The organism is Pseudomonas sp. BP11-1-1 (assembly GCF_052112105.1).
Classification (GTDB): Bacteria; Pseudomonadota; Gammaproteobacteria; order Pseudomonadales; family Pseudomonadaceae; genus Aquipseudomonas; species Aquipseudomonas alvandae.
On the sequence record NZ_JAUTYU010000001.1, the window covers coordinates 334082 to 348271 of the forward strand.

At 62.0% G+C, this 14190-nt stretch carries 13 protein-coding genes; 5 read left to right on the forward strand and 8 right to left on the reverse strand.

The genetic code is table 11. The features are described 5' to 3' along the window. The first annotated feature begins 169 nt into the window (after positions 1 to 169). The 3 genes from Q7C33_RS01510 to Q7C33_RS01520 all read left to right on the forward strand — a co-directional run bounded on the left by Q7C33_RS01510 (position 170) and on the right by Q7C33_RS01520 (position 3033). Positions 170 to 1489 carry an MFS transporter gene (locus tag Q7C33_RS01510; protein ID WP_030140849.1) on the forward strand — a complete coding sequence of 440 codons (1320 nt, stop codon included), beginning with the start codon at positions 170 to 172 and terminating at the stop codon, positions 1487 to 1489. A 301-nt stretch (positions 1490 to 1790) separates the two neighbouring features. Continuing rightward, positions 1791 to 2123 (forward strand): hypothetical protein, encoded by a 333-nt coding sequence (locus tag Q7C33_RS01515; RefSeq protein WP_217861351.1) that lies wholly within the window; start codon positions 1791 to 1793, stop codon positions 2121 to 2123. Between the two features lie 289 nt (positions 2124 to 2412). Further along, positions 2413 to 3033 (forward strand): flavin reductase family protein, encoded by a 621-nt coding sequence (locus Q7C33_RS01520; protein WP_258649175.1) that lies wholly within the window; start codon positions 2413 to 2415, stop codon positions 3031 to 3033. A 176-nt stretch (positions 3034 to 3209) separates the two neighbouring features. Here the strand turns inward: Q7C33_RS01520 and Q7C33_RS01525 are convergent, their stop codons facing one another. Both Q7C33_RS01525 and Q7C33_RS01530 read right to left on the reverse strand, forming a co-directional pair. Then, positions 3210 to 3443 (reverse strand): hypothetical protein, encoded by a 234-nt coding sequence (locus Q7C33_RS01525; RefSeq protein WP_407682715.1) that lies wholly within the window; start codon positions 3441 to 3443, stop codon positions 3210 to 3212. 41 nt (positions 3444 to 3484) lie between these two features. Next, positions 3485 to 3838 carry a putative quinol monooxygenase gene (locus Q7C33_RS01530; RefSeq protein WP_030138441.1) on the reverse strand — a complete coding sequence of 118 codons (354 nt, stop codon included), beginning with the start codon at positions 3836 to 3838 and terminating at the stop codon, positions 3485 to 3487. A 329-nt stretch (positions 3839 to 4167) separates the two neighbouring features. Here Q7C33_RS01530 and Q7C33_RS01535 point away from each other — a divergent pair, with 329 nt between their 5' ends. Next, positions 4168 to 5097: an AraC family transcriptional regulator gene (locus Q7C33_RS01535; RefSeq protein WP_030138440.1), complete on the forward strand. Its 930-nt coding sequence runs from the start codon at positions 4168 to 4170 to the stop codon at positions 5095 to 5097. 176 nt (positions 5098 to 5273) lie between these two features. On the opposite strand, the gene Q7C33_RS01540 is transcribed toward Q7C33_RS01535, so the two are convergent. From Q7C33_RS01540 to Q7C33_RS01565, 6 genes are all read right to left on the reverse strand, one after another. After that, the gene (locus tag Q7C33_RS01540; RefSeq protein ID WP_407682716.1) at positions 5274 to 6329 is read right to left on the reverse strand and encodes an ABC transporter ATP-binding protein; all 1056 of its coding nucleotides are present in this window, start codon (positions 6327 to 6329) and stop codon (positions 5274 to 5276) included. 15 nt (positions 6330 to 6344) lie between these two features. Beyond that, positions 6345 to 7193, reverse strand: a complete 849-nt coding sequence (locus Q7C33_RS01545) for an ABC transporter permease (RefSeq protein ID WP_030138438.1) — start codon at positions 7191 to 7193, stop codon at positions 6345 to 6347. Further along, positions 7190 to 8098 carry an ABC transporter permease gene (locus Q7C33_RS01550; protein ID WP_030138437.1) on the reverse strand — a complete coding sequence of 303 codons (909 nt, stop codon included), beginning with the start codon at positions 8096 to 8098 and terminating at the stop codon, positions 7190 to 7192. The genes Q7C33_RS01545 and Q7C33_RS01550 overlap by 4 nt, the downstream gene beginning before the upstream one ends. A 563-nt stretch (positions 8099 to 8661) precedes the next feature. Continuing rightward, the gene (locus Q7C33_RS01555; RefSeq protein ID WP_030138436.1) at positions 8662 to 9765 is read right to left on the reverse strand and encodes an extracellular solute-binding protein; all 1104 of its coding nucleotides are present in this window, start codon (positions 9763 to 9765) and stop codon (positions 8662 to 8664) included. A gap of 216 nt (positions 9766 to 9981) precedes the next feature. Continuing rightward, positions 9982 to 11430, reverse strand: coding sequence for an aldehyde dehydrogenase family protein (locus Q7C33_RS01560; RefSeq protein ID WP_217861345.1), 1449 nt, complete (start codon positions 11428 to 11430; stop codon positions 9982 to 9984). Beyond that, complete coding sequence (locus Q7C33_RS01565) at positions 11427 to 13064, reverse strand: 5-guanidino-2-oxopentanoate decarboxylase (protein WP_407682849.1); 1638 nt, start codon at positions 13062 to 13064, stop codon at positions 11427 to 11429. The genes Q7C33_RS01560 and Q7C33_RS01565 overlap by 4 nt, the downstream gene beginning before the upstream one ends. A 160-nt stretch (positions 13065 to 13224) precedes the next feature. Here Q7C33_RS01565 and Q7C33_RS01570 point away from each other — a divergent pair, with 160 nt between their 5' ends. Next, positions 13225 to 14106, forward strand: coding sequence for a LysR substrate-binding domain-containing protein (locus Q7C33_RS01570; protein ID WP_258649165.1), 882 nt, complete (start codon positions 13225 to 13227; stop codon positions 14104 to 14106). The last annotated feature ends 84 nt before the right edge of the window (positions 14107 to 14190 follow it).

A 14190-nucleotide genomic window follows, 5' to 3' on the forward strand; every position in this document is an offset into this window, starting at 1 on the left:
TAAGCGGATTCCCGCCCACACCCCCAATCACAATGAGCGGATTTCCGCCGACGCAATACCCCCACCCCCTCTAGACCGGCCTTTCGCCACCTGGCACAGCTCCTGCTATAGCCCTGTCAGGCTGCGTTCCCACGCGCTCCACAAAAACAATTAAACGAAGGATCCTTCAATGGATAACTCCAACGCCCTGCCCATCGGGTCGGCTGCCGTGCCCGCCCGTGAAAGAACCACCGCCAGCCGGATCAAGTCGATCTTCAGTGGCTCGGTCGGCAACATGGTCGAGTGGTACGACTGGTACGTCTACGCCGCTTTCTCGTTGTACTTCGCCAAAGTCTTCTTCCCCAAGGGCGACACCACCGCCCAATTGCTCAACACCGCCGCGATCTTCGCCGTGGGCTTCCTGATGCGCCCGATCGGCGGGTGGCTGATGGGGTTGTACGCCGACCGCGCCGGTCGCAAACGTGCACTGATGGCCTCGGTTTACCTGATGTGCTTCGGCTCGCTGATCATCGCCCTGAGCCCGAGCTACGAAACCATCGGCGTCGGCGCGCCGATCCTGCTGGTGTTTGCCCGTTTGCTCCAAGGCCTGTCGGTGGGTGGCGAGTACGGCACTTCAGCGACCTACCTGAGCGAGATGGCGACCAAGGAACGCCGTGGTTTCTTCTCCAGCTTCCAATACGTGACGCTGATCTCCGGCCAGCTCATCGCCCTCGGCGTGCTGATCGTGCTGCAACAATTCCTCACCACCGAGCAACTGTACGCCTGGGGCTGGCGTATCCCGTTCGCCATCGGCGCGCTGTGTGCGATCGTCGCGCTGTACCTGCGACGTGGCATGGAAGAAACCGAGTCGTTCACCAAGAAGGAAAAGGCCAAGGAAAGCGCGATGCGCACCTTGATGCGCCATCCCAAGGAACTGATGACCGTGGTCGGCCTGACCATGGGCGGCACGCTGGCGTTCTACACCTACACCACCTACATGCAGAAATACCTGGTGAACACCGTCGGCATGAGCATCTCCGACTCCACCACCATTTCCGCCGCCACGCTGTTCCTGTTCATGTGCCTGCAACCAGTCATCGGTGGGCTGTCGGACAAGATCGGTCGTCGGCCGATCCTGATTGCCTTCGGCATCCTGGGTACGTTGTTCACCGTGCCGATCCTCACCACCCTGCACACCATCCAGACCTGGTGGGGCGCGTTCTTCCTGATCATGGCGGCGCTGATCATCGTCAGCGGCTACACCTCGATCAACGCGGTGGTAAAAGCCGAGCTGTTCCCTACCGAAATCCGCGCCCTGGGCGTCGGCCTGCCCTACGCACTCACCGTGTCGATCTTCGGCGGCACCGCTGAATACATCGCGCTGTGGTTCAAGAGCATCGGCATGGAAACCGGCTACTACTGGTACGTGACGGCTTGCATCGCCGTGTCGCTGTTGGTCTACATCACCATGAAGGACACCCGCAAGCATTCGCGGATCGTGACCGACTGACCTCTCGACACGTATAGAAAAAAGGGGCGGACCTGACAGGTTCGCCCCTTTTTTCGTTCTGCATGTCCGAAGATTTATCTGACATTAATTTCTAGTTAATGCCCGCCCCCCATCCTCATCCTCAACAGAACGCCATTGGATACGCCGGTAATGGGCCTCATTGACCGTATTGTGGCAGTCGCAAACAAATCGATTTAATCGATAGGTTTTAGCATTTTTTTGCGCTTTTTAATCAATTTAACAAGCGTAATATGAACTCCACACCCAAGGCACTTAACGTTAAACATTCTGGAGCACGACCATGAAAACCAAACTGATCATCGCCCTGACCCTGTCCGTACTGGCCGCCAACACTTTTGCTGCCGATGGCTTCGACCGCACCAGCTCGGCCATCGCCGCTGATGGTTATGAGCGCACTGGCGCCGCCACTCTCGCTGCTGACGGTTCCGATCGCACCAACGGCGCTACCGTCGCTGAAGATGGCTTCGATCGCACCAACGGCAACACCGTCGCTGAAGATGGCTTCGATCGCACCAACGGCAACACCGTCGCTGAAGATGGCTTCGATCGCACCAACGGCAACACCGTCGCTGAAGATGGCTTCGATCGCACCAACGGTGCCGCCATCAGCTAATAACCACAACGACACTCTTACAGCCCGGCTTCGGCCGGGCTTAGTTGTTTGTGGGGCAAACGAAACCAGCACAGCGATAACAGCGGAGCACGATTTTCCTGACTGCAAAAATCCAATGTGGGAGCGGGCTTGCTCGCGAAGGCAGTGTGTCAGTCAACATCCATCTGTCTGAACCACCGCATTCGCGAGCAAGCCCGCTCCCACGAGGTTCCAGGGTGCTGACAAAAACGGCGGGGCCCTGCACTATCCTCGAATCCCTTGAACTTCCATCGCAGGACCTTCTCCAGCCATGCCCGACGACATCCATTTCTACGAACCCGCCCACGGCCACGGCTTGCCCCACGACCCGTTCAACGCCATCGTCGGCCCACGGCCCATCGGCTGGATTTCTTCGCAGGATGGCGAAGGCCGCCTGAACCTGGCGCCCTACAGTTTCTTCAACGCCTTCAACTACGTTCCGCCGATCATTGGGTTCTCCAGCGTTGGGCGCAAAGACAGCCTGAACAACATCGAACAGACCGGCGAATTCGCCTGGAACCTGGCCACGCGCCCGCTGGCCGAGCAGATGAACCAGAGCTGCGCGATGGTCGCGCCAGAGGTCAACGAATTCGAATTGGCGGGCCTGACGCCGGTGGCGTCGCGAGTGATCCAGGTGCCGCGTGTCGCTGAAAGCCCGGTGTCCTTCGAGTGCAAGGTCACGCAGATCATTCAATTGCAGCGGGCGGACAAAGGGCTGGTGCCGAGCTGGCTGATCCTCGGCGAAGTGGTCGCCGTGCATATCGCCAAATGGCTGTTGAAGGATGGGGTGTACGACACCGCAGCCGCCGAGCCGATCTTGCGCGGTGGCGGGCCGGCGGATTATTTCCAACTGGGGCCGGAGGCGTTGTTCAAGATGCATCGCCCTCGATAAAGATAGGCGGTCAGATTATTTGTGGCGAGGGGATTTATCCCCGTTGGGGCGCGAAGCGGCCCCAAAAAAGATCAGCTCGATTATCCCGCCATACCGAGTCGCTAGGTTTTAGGGCCGCTTCGCGCCCCAGCGGGGATAAATCCCCTCGCCACAAAAGCATTCCTATCGGCGCTGGTTTACCAGACCAACCCACCCTCGTCGTCGACACCCTGCAGGTGAGTCAACTGCACGGCAGCCGCTTGATCGGCCTTGGTAGCGGTTTCGAACACTTGCTCTTCAAGTACCTTGTTGAAGCGCGGCGCACCTGAGCCACCGATGGCCTTGGTGGCGATGGCTGCGTAATAGCCGCCACCTTCCTTGGGAACAACTGCGGAAACTGCTTCAAACGTTTCAAAGGCTTTGCGTGCCATAGTGCGCATCCTGGCGATGGAAAATGACCGTCATTAAACCTTCAACCGGCCAGTTTGTGTACCTTCGCCATGCACCCTTCGGTCGCCTGGACGGCGGATACTTCCCGGAAGGTGTGAAAATCCAGGCTGCTCACCACCAGGTCCTGTACCAGCTCGGCGAAGATCGCCATGGCCGGTGAGTTGAAGTAAGCGTCCATTGCCTGCTGGTTGACCCACAGCCCGGACACCAGCCACAAATCGGCGTCGCATTGCGATTGCTGCAAGGCAAAGTGCAGGCAACCGGGCGCCTGGCGCGAGGGCGCGATCAGTGTGCTGAGGCGTGCACCCAACGGCTTGGAACAGCCAGTGCGGGCCCGGACGAAAGCCATGTGACTGACGGGGATGTGTGTAGTCATGTTCAACCCTCCCAGGTAATCCGTTGTGCAGCCGGGGACAGGCTGCGACAGGATCAAAGGTTAAGCGTCCCGACGCCAGCTTCGTTAGTCGATTCCTGCCGACCCATTGCACAATCCTGCCCCTCGCCAACCCCGAATCCGGCCTCGACATGAGTTGAACAGCGGAAGTTGAAACAAAAGGTTTCAAGCAAGTTTCAACCGCGTTGTACAGTTCTGCAGGCGCCAGTCGTGCAGGATCAGGCAAGCTTTCAACAGGATGTGACTACCGCCGCGCCTTGCACAAACATAAGCTTTGTTACATCGCCCCTGTATTCGTTGAGGATTCCGGCATGTCGCCACTCGATCACGCCCACGTCCCGCTGGACACGTATCTGGAACAACAGCGCGCCGAACTGGCGTCGATCATCGACCGCAACACCAGCGAAGACGGCAGCTACGCCACGGCCATCGGCTCGTTGCATCTGTCGCGCCACAGCCAGCCGCACAAATTCGCCCCCGTGCTGGCGCAACCGGCCCTGTGCATCATGGCCCAAGGCAGCAAGCAGGTGCGGCTGGCGGATGAATTGTTCAACTACGACCCGCTGCATTACCTGGTGGTCTCGGTGTCGATGCCGTTGAGCGGTTGCATCGCCAACGTCTCGCCCGAGCAGCCGATCCTGGCGCTGCGCCTGGACATCGACCCGGCGGAAATCACCGCGCTGATCGCCGATGCCGGCCCCCTCGGCGTGCCGACTCGCCCGGCCGGTCGCGGCCTGTATGTCGAACGCCTGGACACGCCGATGCTCGACGCGGTGCTGCGCCTGGCGCGCCTGCTCGATGCGCCGAAGGACATCGCCATGCTCGCGCCCCTGGTGCGCCGGGAAATCCTTTATCGCCTGTTGCGCAGCCCGCAAGGCTATCGGCTGTATGAAATCGCCATCGCCAATAGCCAGAGCCATCGCATCAGCCAGGCGATCAAATGGCTCAACGGCCATTTCGAACAGCCGTTGCGCATCGATGACCTCGCTCGGGAAGTGAACCTCAGCGTCTCGACCTTGCATCATCGGTTCAAGGCCATGACCGCCATGAGCCCGCTGCAATACCAGAAGCAACTGCGCTTGCAGGAAGCCCGCCGGCTGATGCTGGCCGAAGGGCTGGAAGCGTCGGCGGCGGGTTATCGGGTGGGGTATGAAAGCCCGTCGCAGTTCAGCCGTGAGTACAGCCGGTTGTTTGGCGCGCCGCCGTTGCGGGATCTGGCGCGGTTGCGGATGACTGTTTGATCCAGACTTTGTGCTGACTGGGCCGGCCTCATCGTCGGATCGCCGCCCGGAGCAAGCTCGCTCCCACAGTTGATCGGTTGTGAATAGAGAATTTGTGTTCGCTGAAGATCTCCTGTGGGAGCGGGCTTGCCCGCGAAAGCGCCAGTCAAGACAACTCATCTCTCAGGACGATGAGCTCAGGTCCCCAGCAACCGACACGCCTGCGCCGGCACGGTCACCGACACCGGCTGCCCAATGCCCAGGTCCATGCCCTGGCACGGCGTGTTCAGCGCCGTGAACGAGACGCCGGAACATTCCACCGTGGTCTCGATCGTCGCGCCGATGTCCCGCACGAACAGCACTTTTCCGAGCAAGCGGTTACCCGCCGAGGCCTGGGGCGATGACAGCTGCACGTCTTCGGGACGCACCAGCAACTTGATCCTTTCCCCTGGATTGACGCCAAGGCTGGCCGGTACTTCCAGCGTGTCCCCGCCCGGCAGCCCGACCAGCCCGTTGCCCAGGGAAGTCGCGGGAAAGATATTGCCGGAACCGATGAAATCAGCGACGAATTCATTGGCCGGGTGCCGGTAGATCTCGATCGGCGTGCCGACCTGCTGCACGCGATGTTCGCCCAACACCACGACGATGTCGGCCATGGTCATGGCTTCGCGCTGGTCATGGGTCACCAGGATGGTGGTGATGTTCAGGCGCTGTTGCAGTTGACGGATTTCCACTTGCATCGACTCGCGCAACTTGGCGTCCAGGGCCGACAGCGGTTCGTCCAGCAACAGGATTTTCGGGCGGGCGGCGATGGCCCGGGCAATCGCCACGCGTTGGCGCTGGCCGCCGGAGAGTTTCGCCACCGGCCGGTCGATCATTGCCTGGAGCTGGATCAGCTCCAGCAACTCCACCACCCGCGCCTGTTGCTCGGCCTTGCCCACGCCTCGCAGTTTCAGCGGATAGGCAATGTTCTCGCCGACGGTCATGTGCGGGAACAGCGCCAGCGACTGGAACACCATGCCGAAGTTGCGCAGGTGCGCCGGGGTGTGGCCGATGTCTTCGCCGTCCAGGCGGATTTCGCCGCCGCTGAGGCTTTCCAGGCCGGCGATCATGCGCAGCAATGTGGTCTTGCCGCAGCCCGAAGGCCCGAGGAAACACACCAGCTTGCCCTCGGGCAGATGCAGGTTCACGTCCCTGACCGCGCAGGCCGAGCCGTAGTGCTTCTCGACATTTTCCAGTATCAGTCCAGTCATGTCTTCACCTCGAAATCAAAAGGAAACGCCGCCCTCGCCCACCAGTTTCTCCAACGCCCAGATCAGCACGAAGTCGATCAGCACGATGAGCACGGCAAACGAAAAAACGGTGGGGTCCAGCGACGACACGGTGCGGCTGTACATCCAGATCGGCACGGTCATGACATCGATGGTGTAGAGGAAATAGGTCACGGTGAATTCGTTGAACGAGACGATGAACGCCAGCAGCATCCCGGCGAGAATCCCCGACTTCATCAACGGCACCACCACGTCGACGATCGCTCGTCGCGGTGTTGCCCCGAGCATACGGGCGGCCTCTTCGACTTCGCTGCCGATGCCGAGCATGGCGGCGGTGCAGTTCTTCACCACGAACGGCAGGGCGAGGATCACGTGGGCAATCACCAGCCGCGAGGTGGTCATCTGGAACGGCAGGCTGTCGAACACCAGCAGCAACGCCAACCCGAGCACCACCATGGGAAACACCAGCGGCAGCGACATCAGCTGCAGCGCCACGGCCTTGCCACGGAACTCGCAACGGGTCAGGGCGTAGGCCGCCGGCACGGCGATCAGCGTGGCGAAGATCATCGTCAGGCAGGCCACCAACAGGCTGGTGCCCATGGCCTGGCCCAGGCTCAGCACATCGCTGGCGTCCGGCGAGACGAAGGTGTGCCAGGCCGCCCGATACCATTGCAGGCTGTAGCTGCTCGGTGGAAAGTCCAGGTTCGCCGCCCCGCTGAAGGACATGACGATCATGGTCAGGATCGGCAGCACCGCCAGCAGCAGGATGAAACCTGACAGCAGCCCCGCCACGCGTCCGGTTTCACCGGGCAACAACGCCTGGCGTTTTTTACTCGTTACGCTCATTGCGAAGCCTCCAGCATCCGCCGACGACGGCCAGTGAAATACTCGGAAAGGGTCATGATCAGCAGCGTGGTGACGATCAACACCACACCGGCGGCAGAAGCGGCGGGCCAGTTCATCAGCGGAGCAATCTGATCGTGGACCATCACCGCCAGCATCGGCACCCGTCGACCACCCAGCAACAGCGGCACGACAAAGCTGCTGGCGTTGTAGGCAAACACCAATGTCGCGCCGGTAATGATTCCCGGCAGGCTCATCGGCAGCACCACTTGGCGGAATACCTGGAAACGGCTGGCGCCGAGGGTGGCGGCGGCCTCTTCGTAACTGCGGGCCACACCGCGCATGGCACTGGCGATGGGCAAAACGGCCAGCGGAAATGCGGTCTGGACCAGGCCCATCAGCACACCGTTCTGGTTGTAAAGCAACATGATCGGCCGCTTGATCAAGCCCAGGCCCATCAGCGCCTGGTTGAGCATGCCGGCAGGTCCGAGGATGACCAGCCAGCCATAGCTTTGCAGCAACAGGTTGACCAGCAACGGCAACAGCACCGCCGCCAGGAACACCCGTCGCAACAACGGCGAGGCCAGGCGCGACATGGTGTAGGCCACGGGAATCGCCAGCAGCACGGCGATCACCGCGCTGATAAGCGCCAGTCGCAAGGTCAGCAGCAGGGACTTGAGGTAATAAGGCTCCAGCAACTGCCCGTAGCTGGCGAGGCTGAAGCCGCTCCATTCCGCGCCCTTGGTGCCGACGCTCATGCGCAGCACCAACAGGCTGGCAGCGATCAGCACACCGAGAAACAGCATCGACGGCGAAAGAAAGAACCACGCGCGCGCAGTCGGCGAAAGACCGCGCCGAGAACGCGCCGGCGCGGCGCTTAGCGGATGGATCAACGGTTGGTGTTCCATGGCAAGGTCTCGTCAGTGGAAAACGACAGAACAAAAAATCTTCAAATACCCAGTTCCTTGTGGGAGCGAGCTTGCTCGCGAAGATAGCGGCACAGCCAACATCCCCATCAACTGACCCTCCGCTTTCGCGAGCAAGCCCGCTCCCACACTGGATTTCGGTTGCTCACAAATCCGGCATACCCCCCCGATTCCCTGTGGGAGCGAGCTTGCTCGCGATGACGGCGGCACAGCCAACATCCTCGTCAACTGACCCTCCGCTTTCGCGAGCAAGCCCGCTCCCACACTGGATTTCGGTTGCTCACAAATCCGGCATACACCCCCGACTCCCTGTGGGAGCGAGCTTGCTCGCGATGACGGCGGCACAGCCAACATCCTCGTCAACTGACCCTCCGCTTTCGCGAGCAAGCTCGCTCCCACACTGGATTTCGGTTGCTCACAAATCCGGCATACACCCCCTATTCCCTGTGGGAGCGAGCCTGCTCGCGAAGACGTCAGCACCGTCAACGTCTCCAGCAACTGAACCACCGCTATCGCGAGCAAGCTCGCTCCCACACCAGGGAAATTCAGGAAGAGAAGATTTCCGTGTACCGGCGGATCCACTGGTCATGCACCGTCGCCAGGAAGGCGTTGTCGTGCATGATTGCCTTGTCGGCGATTTGCTCGGGCGTGAGGATGTACGGGCTCTTGCGCGCTTCGGCAGAGATGATGGCCTTGGCGTTGACCGGGCCGTTGAAGATGTCCTCGGCCATCTTGCCCTGCACCAGCGGGTCGAGGGAGTGGTCGATGAAGGCGTAGGCCAGGTCGGTATCGCCTGGGCGATTTTTCGGCATGACCGAGAGCATCAGGTCGGTGTAGAAACCTTCCTTCATGCCGAACGTCGCGCCAAGGCCATAGGCCGGATCGCGGATCTGCTTGGGGAAGAACGCCGGCGCGTACAACCCGCCCATGTCCAGGGAACCGGTGCGGAACAGTTCGGCGATCTGGTTGGGGTTTTCCCCCAGGGTCATCACCCGATCCTTGAGCTCGGCGAGCTTCTTGAACCCAGGTTCGATGTTGTGTTCGTCACCGCCGGCCAGTTTCGCGGCGATGATGATCAGGTCCATGGCCTCGGTCCAGTTCGGCGGCGGCAGGAAGATATTCGGCGCCAACTCCCCATCCCAAAGCGCGGCGTAGCTGTCCGGCGCCTGTTTCAAGGTGCGAGTGCTGTAGACCAGGCTGTTGCACCACAACAGATAACCGATGCCATGCCCGCCCGCGCCCGTGCGGTATTGCGCCGGCACATCGACCAGGTTGGGAATGCGATTAAGATCAGGTTTTTCCAGCAACCCGGCGGCGGCCAGGCCTTCGGCGCCGACGCCCGCGAGCGTGATGATGTCGTACTGCGGGCGGTCGCCACCGGCCTTGAGCTTGGCGACCATTTCCGACGTGCTGCCGGTTCGATCAGCGATGACCTTGGCCCCGGTCTTGGCCTCGAACGTCGCGGCGATATTGCGCAGTGCGGCCAACCCGGTGTCATCGGACCAGGTCAACAGGCGCAGGGTCTTGCCGACAAACCGCGTGTCGCTGGCCCGGGCGCTGATAAAAGGCACGCTCATGGCGGCCGCCGCGACCGACACCACACTCGCGGTCTTGATGAATTGACGTCTGTTCAGATCATGCTCGCCCATGGAGGACTCCCTTTGTTCTTCTAAGTATGAGGTGGGTAAAACCTGTTGCGCCCGCACCGTCCAACGACGACCAAAGCCCCGTACTGCGAGGGCTTCGCCGCTGTCTGCGGCCATCCTGAGGTTGTGCAAAATCCCTGACTATCGAAAAAAACTCATTGAAGCCATGTCCGTGGCGCATGCCTTTTTTCGAGGCATGCGTGACCGAATAACGGGCCGTCAGACGGCCCGGATCACGTGCTTGATTTCCTGGAACGCCGCCAGTCCCCAAGGGCCTAATTCACGGCCAAGACTGCTCTGCTTGTAGCCGCCCCAAGCGGCCTGGGGAAAAATCACTTGCGGTGCGTTGATCCACACCAGCCCGGCCTGCAAGGCATCGGCGACCTTCCCGGCCGCCTCGGCATCGCGACTGACCACACTGGCGACCAGGCCGAAACGACTGTCGTTGGCCAGGGCAATCGCCTCCGCTTGGGAGCTGAAACTGCGTACACACAGCACCGGTCCGAAAATCTCTTCACACCACAACGCACTGTCCAGGGGCACGTTGGTGAAGAGAGTCGGCTGTAAAAAAAAGCCGCGCGACAGATGCGCAGGTCGCTGACCACCGCACACCAGCGTCGCCCCAGCGCTCAAGCCGCGGTCGATGTGTCCCAGCACCCGCTGGTATTGCGCCTGGTTGACCAGCGCGCCCATTTCCACGTCCGGGTCAAACGGATCGGCTACGCGAATCGCCTCGGCGCGCGACTTGAGCCGTTGCAGGAATTCATCGGCCAGCTCATCCGCCACCAACACCCGAGTGGTGGCCGAACACATCTGCCCGGCATTGAAGAAACCACCGCCGCAGGCCAGCTCCACCGCCAGGTCGAGGTCGGCGTCGGCCAGTACCAGCAAGGACGATTTGCCCCCCAGTTCCAGGCTCACGCCCTTCACCGTTTCCGCCGCCCGTTGCATCACTTGCACGCCCACCGCGTTGCTGCCGGTGAAGGAAATCTTCGCCACCCGCGGGTCTGACGCCAGCGGCGCACCAACGGCCAGGCCCGTGCCACAGACCAGGTTGAATACGCCATCGGGCAAGCCGCATCCGGCGATGATCGAGGCCAGTTCCAGCTCCGGCAGCGGCGTGACTTCCGAAGGCTTGAGCACCACACAGCAACCGGCGGCCAAGGCCGGGGCGAGTTTCCAGGCGGTGGTGACCATCGGGAAATTCCACGGCACGATCAAGCCGACCACCCCGCAAGGTTCGCGGCGGATGCGTGCGCTGAAATCGTCGCTGGGCAACGCCAATGGGCTGTCCTGGCGGACGTCCAGTTCTTCGGCCAACCCGGCGTAATACTCGAAGGTCGCGACCACATCGTCGACATCGATCGCTGCTTCGAAAAGCGGCTTGCCGTTGTTGCTCGATTGCACATGCATCAGCCGCTCACGAGCATCCCGCACGCCGGCAGCGATACGGCGCAGCAACGCGCCACGCTCGGCACCCGAGGTGCTTGACCATGGGCCAAACGCCTGGGTAGCGGCCGCCAAGGCTTGATCAACGGCATGCTCGTCGCCGCCATACACCGTGGTCAGCAGTGCCTCGGTCGCCGGGTTGATCACTCGCAACGGTTGATCGCCCGCCAACCATTCGCCATTGATGTACAGCCCGTCTTGCGTCGTAGGGAAATTCATTTCGCCACCTGTGCCATCCAGTTTGCCTGGTCGATTTCAATCAACGTCGGACCCTGCCGGTCGCAAGCGGCGAGTAAAGCGGTATGCAGTTGCGCCACGCCATCGACGGCTTCGGCAACGCAGCCCAAGGCCTTGGCGACACCAATGAAATCCGGCGTGTAGATGTCCACGCCCACCGGCTCGATGGCGCGGTTGACCATGTATTTCTTGATCTCTTCGTAGCCTTGGTTATTCCACAGCAGCACGATCACTGGCGTGCGCGCTTCCACCGCGCTGGCCAGTTCCGGCAGGGTGAACTGCAAGCCGCCGTCGCCGATCAGGCACACCACGGGCGGGCGACCATGACCGTTGTCGACACCGCCAAGCCAGGCGCCGATCGCCGCCGGCAACGCGTAGCCGAGGGTGCCGTAGCCCGTGGACGAGTTGAACCAGCGGCGCGGGCGTTCGGGATTGAAGGTGAGGTTGCCGGTGTAGACCGGCTGGGTGGAATCGCCGACGAAAACCGCTTCGGGCAATGCCCGCAGAATCGTCTCGAGGAACAGCGTCTGGGCGCGGGTCGGGACGTCCCATTGCTGATCGAGTTCAACCCGCAGCCGCTCGACACGAACCGCGCCCCAATTGTTGTCGCCCGCGCCGTGCACGCGACGGTTCAATGCATCGAGCAATGCCTGGGCGGCACTGCGGGCGTCGGCCACCAGCGCCAGTTTTGGCGGGTAGTTGCGCACGGTCTGGTCGGGGTCGATGTCGATGCGCAACAACGCGCCGGGAATCTCGAAGCCACCGGCGAAAGTGACGTCGTAATCAGTCTCGGCCAGCTCGGTGCCGATCGCCAGCACCACGTCGGCTTCGGCCACCAGCGCGCGGGTGGCGACCAGGCTCTGGGTCGAGCCGATCAGCAACGGATGGCGAGACGGCAGCAGGCCCTTGGCATTGATGGTCAACGCCACGGGAGCGCCGAGGCGTTCAACCAGTTCAGTCAACTCGACCCCGGCGTCCAGCGCACCGCCGCCGGCAAGTACCAACGGCCGCCGCGCCGTCGCCAGCAGGGTTGCCATTTGCTCAACGGCACTGGGCGCGGCCCCGGCACGGCTGATATTCACCGGCGTGCTGGTGAGCAAGCCATCGGCCTCCTCCACGAGCACATCCAACGGTATCTCGATGTGCACCGGTCGCGGCCGCCCGGCCTGGAACAACGCAAAGGCCCGGGCCAGCACGGCCGGCAATTCGGCAGCCGACATAAGCGTATGGGAAAACGCCGCCACGCCGCCCACCAGCGCGCCCTGGTTCGGCAGCTCGTGCAGCTTGCCGCGCCCGCCACCCAGTTGACTGCGCGACTGCACGCTGGAGATCACCAGCATGGGGATCGAATCGGCGTAGGCCTGGCCCATGGCGGTGGTGATGTTGGTCATGCCAGGACCGGTGATGATGAAGCACACGCCCGGCTTGCCGCTGACCCGGGCGTAACCGTCGGCCATGAAACCGGCGCCCTGCTCATGGCGCGGCGTCACATGGCGGATGCTCGAGCGGGCCAGCCCGCGGTACAACTCGACGGTGTGCACGCCTGGGATGCCGAACACCTGCTCCACGCCATAGCCTTCGAGTAACTTGACCAATACTTCGCCGCACGTCGCCATTGCCATTGCCTTTTTCTTGTCTTCAAAAGAGCCCCGCACGTCACCTGGCGGGCCCCTTTTGTTCTGAGGGAATGGCGTTATTGGAACGGTCAGGCCGTAGCGGCAACAATGGATAAAAAGTCATACTAGCCATGTCCTCACGTCATGGCTTGGATCCCAAATGAAACGACTCCCTCCGCTGCCGACGCTGCACACGTTTCTGATCACGGCCCAGTGCTGCAACTTCACCCGCGCCGCTGAACAACTGCACATCACCCAGGGCGCGGTGAGCCGGCAGATCGCCGGGCTGGAGGATCATCTGGGGTATGCGCTGTTCCAGCGCCAGGCACGCGGCTTGAGCCTGACCGCCGAGGGCCAGGCGTGGCTGCCCCGGGTGCAGCAAGTGTTCAGCCTGATCGGCGAAGCGGTCGAGCAGATCGGCGAGAAGCGCCAGACCCTCCAGCTCAAGGCCCCGACCTGTGTGATGCGCTGGCTGCTGCCGCGCCTGTTGCAATGGCAGAAGGAGCGCCCGGACGTGCCGGTGGAACTGACCACCACGGTCCGCCACGGCGTGGATTTCCAGCGTGAGGCGTTCGACGCGGCGGTGGTCTACGGCCCGCCGCCCGACGCCTCGCTTGACTGTCTGCACTTGTTCGATGAACAGCTGACACCGGTGTGCTCGCGCCCCTTGCTGGAAGGTCCGGTCCCCTTGGATTCACCCATCGATCTGCAACAACATTTGCTCCTGCACCCCACCGCCGACGAGCGCGACTGGAATGCCTGGCTGGCGGCGGCCGACGTGCACCTGAGCAACGTCAGCAAGGGCCAGCATTTCGAAACCCTGGACCTGGCGATGTCCATGGCCTCCCAAGGCACGGGCGTGGCGATTGGCGACTGGTCGCTGATCGGCGAAGACCTCAGCGCCGGCCGGCTGGTGATGCCGTTCGATTTGAAGGTCAGGACGGGGTTGGGTTATCACCTGGTGTACCCGCGCAAACCCGAGGTGTCGGGGCCGTTGCAGGAACTGATGGGGTGGTTGGTGGAGCAGGCCCAAACACGATAGCAGCGTTGCCACGACCCTGTGGCGAGGGGATTTATCCCCGCTGGGTTGCGAAGCGACCCTAAAACTTTTGGGCCTGCTGCGCAG

What these genes read in the sequence shown, in the direction of transcription:
- Q7C33_RS01515 (WP_217861351.1), top strand. Translation starts at nt 1,791, where the DNA reads ATGAAAACCAAACTGATCATCGCCCTGACCCTGTCCGTACTGGCCGCC.
- Q7C33_RS01530 (WP_030138441.1), bottom strand. Translation starts at nt 3,838, where the DNA reads ATGACTACACACATCCCCGTCAGTCACATGGCTTTCGTCCGGGCCCGC.
- Q7C33_RS01560 (WP_217861345.1), bottom strand. Translation starts at nt 11,430, where the DNA reads ATGAATTTCCCTACGACGCAAGACGGGCTGTACATCAATGGCGAATGG.
- Q7C33_RS01525 (WP_407682715.1), bottom strand. Translation starts at nt 3,443, where the DNA reads ATGGCACGCAAAGCCTTTGAAACGTTTGAAGCAGTTTCCGCAGTTGTT.
- Q7C33_RS01545 (WP_030138438.1), bottom strand. Translation starts at nt 7,193, where the DNA reads ATGAGCGTAACGAGTAAAAAACGCCAGGCGTTGTTGCCCGGTGAAACC.
- Q7C33_RS01520 (WP_258649175.1), top strand. Translation starts at nt 2,413, where the DNA reads ATGCCCGACGACATCCATTTCTACGAACCCGCCCACGGCCACGGCTTG.
- Q7C33_RS01540 (WP_407682716.1), bottom strand. Translation starts at nt 6,329, where the DNA reads ATGACTGGACTGATACTGGAAAATGTCGAGAAGCACTACGGCTCGGCC.
- Q7C33_RS01550 (WP_030138437.1), bottom strand. Translation starts at nt 8,098, where the DNA reads ATGGAACACCAACCGTTGATCCATCCGCTAAGCGCCGCGCCGGCGCGT.
- Q7C33_RS01555 (WP_030138436.1), bottom strand. Translation starts at nt 9,765, where the DNA reads ATGGGCGAGCATGATCTGAACAGACGTCAATTCATCAAGACCGCGAGT.
- Q7C33_RS01570 (WP_258649165.1), top strand. Translation starts at nt 13,225, where the DNA reads ATGAAACGACTCCCTCCGCTGCCGACGCTGCACACGTTTCTGATCACG.
- Q7C33_RS01565 (WP_407682849.1), bottom strand. Translation starts at nt 13,064, where the DNA reads ATGGCGACGTGCGGCGAAGTATTGGTCAAGTTACTCGAAGGCTATGGC.
- Q7C33_RS01510 (WP_030140849.1), top strand. Translation starts at nt 170, where the DNA reads ATGGATAACTCCAACGCCCTGCCCATCGGGTCGGCTGCCGTGCCCGCC.
- Q7C33_RS01535 (WP_030138440.1), top strand. Translation starts at nt 4,168, where the DNA reads ATGTCGCCACTCGATCACGCCCACGTCCCGCTGGACACGTATCTGGAA.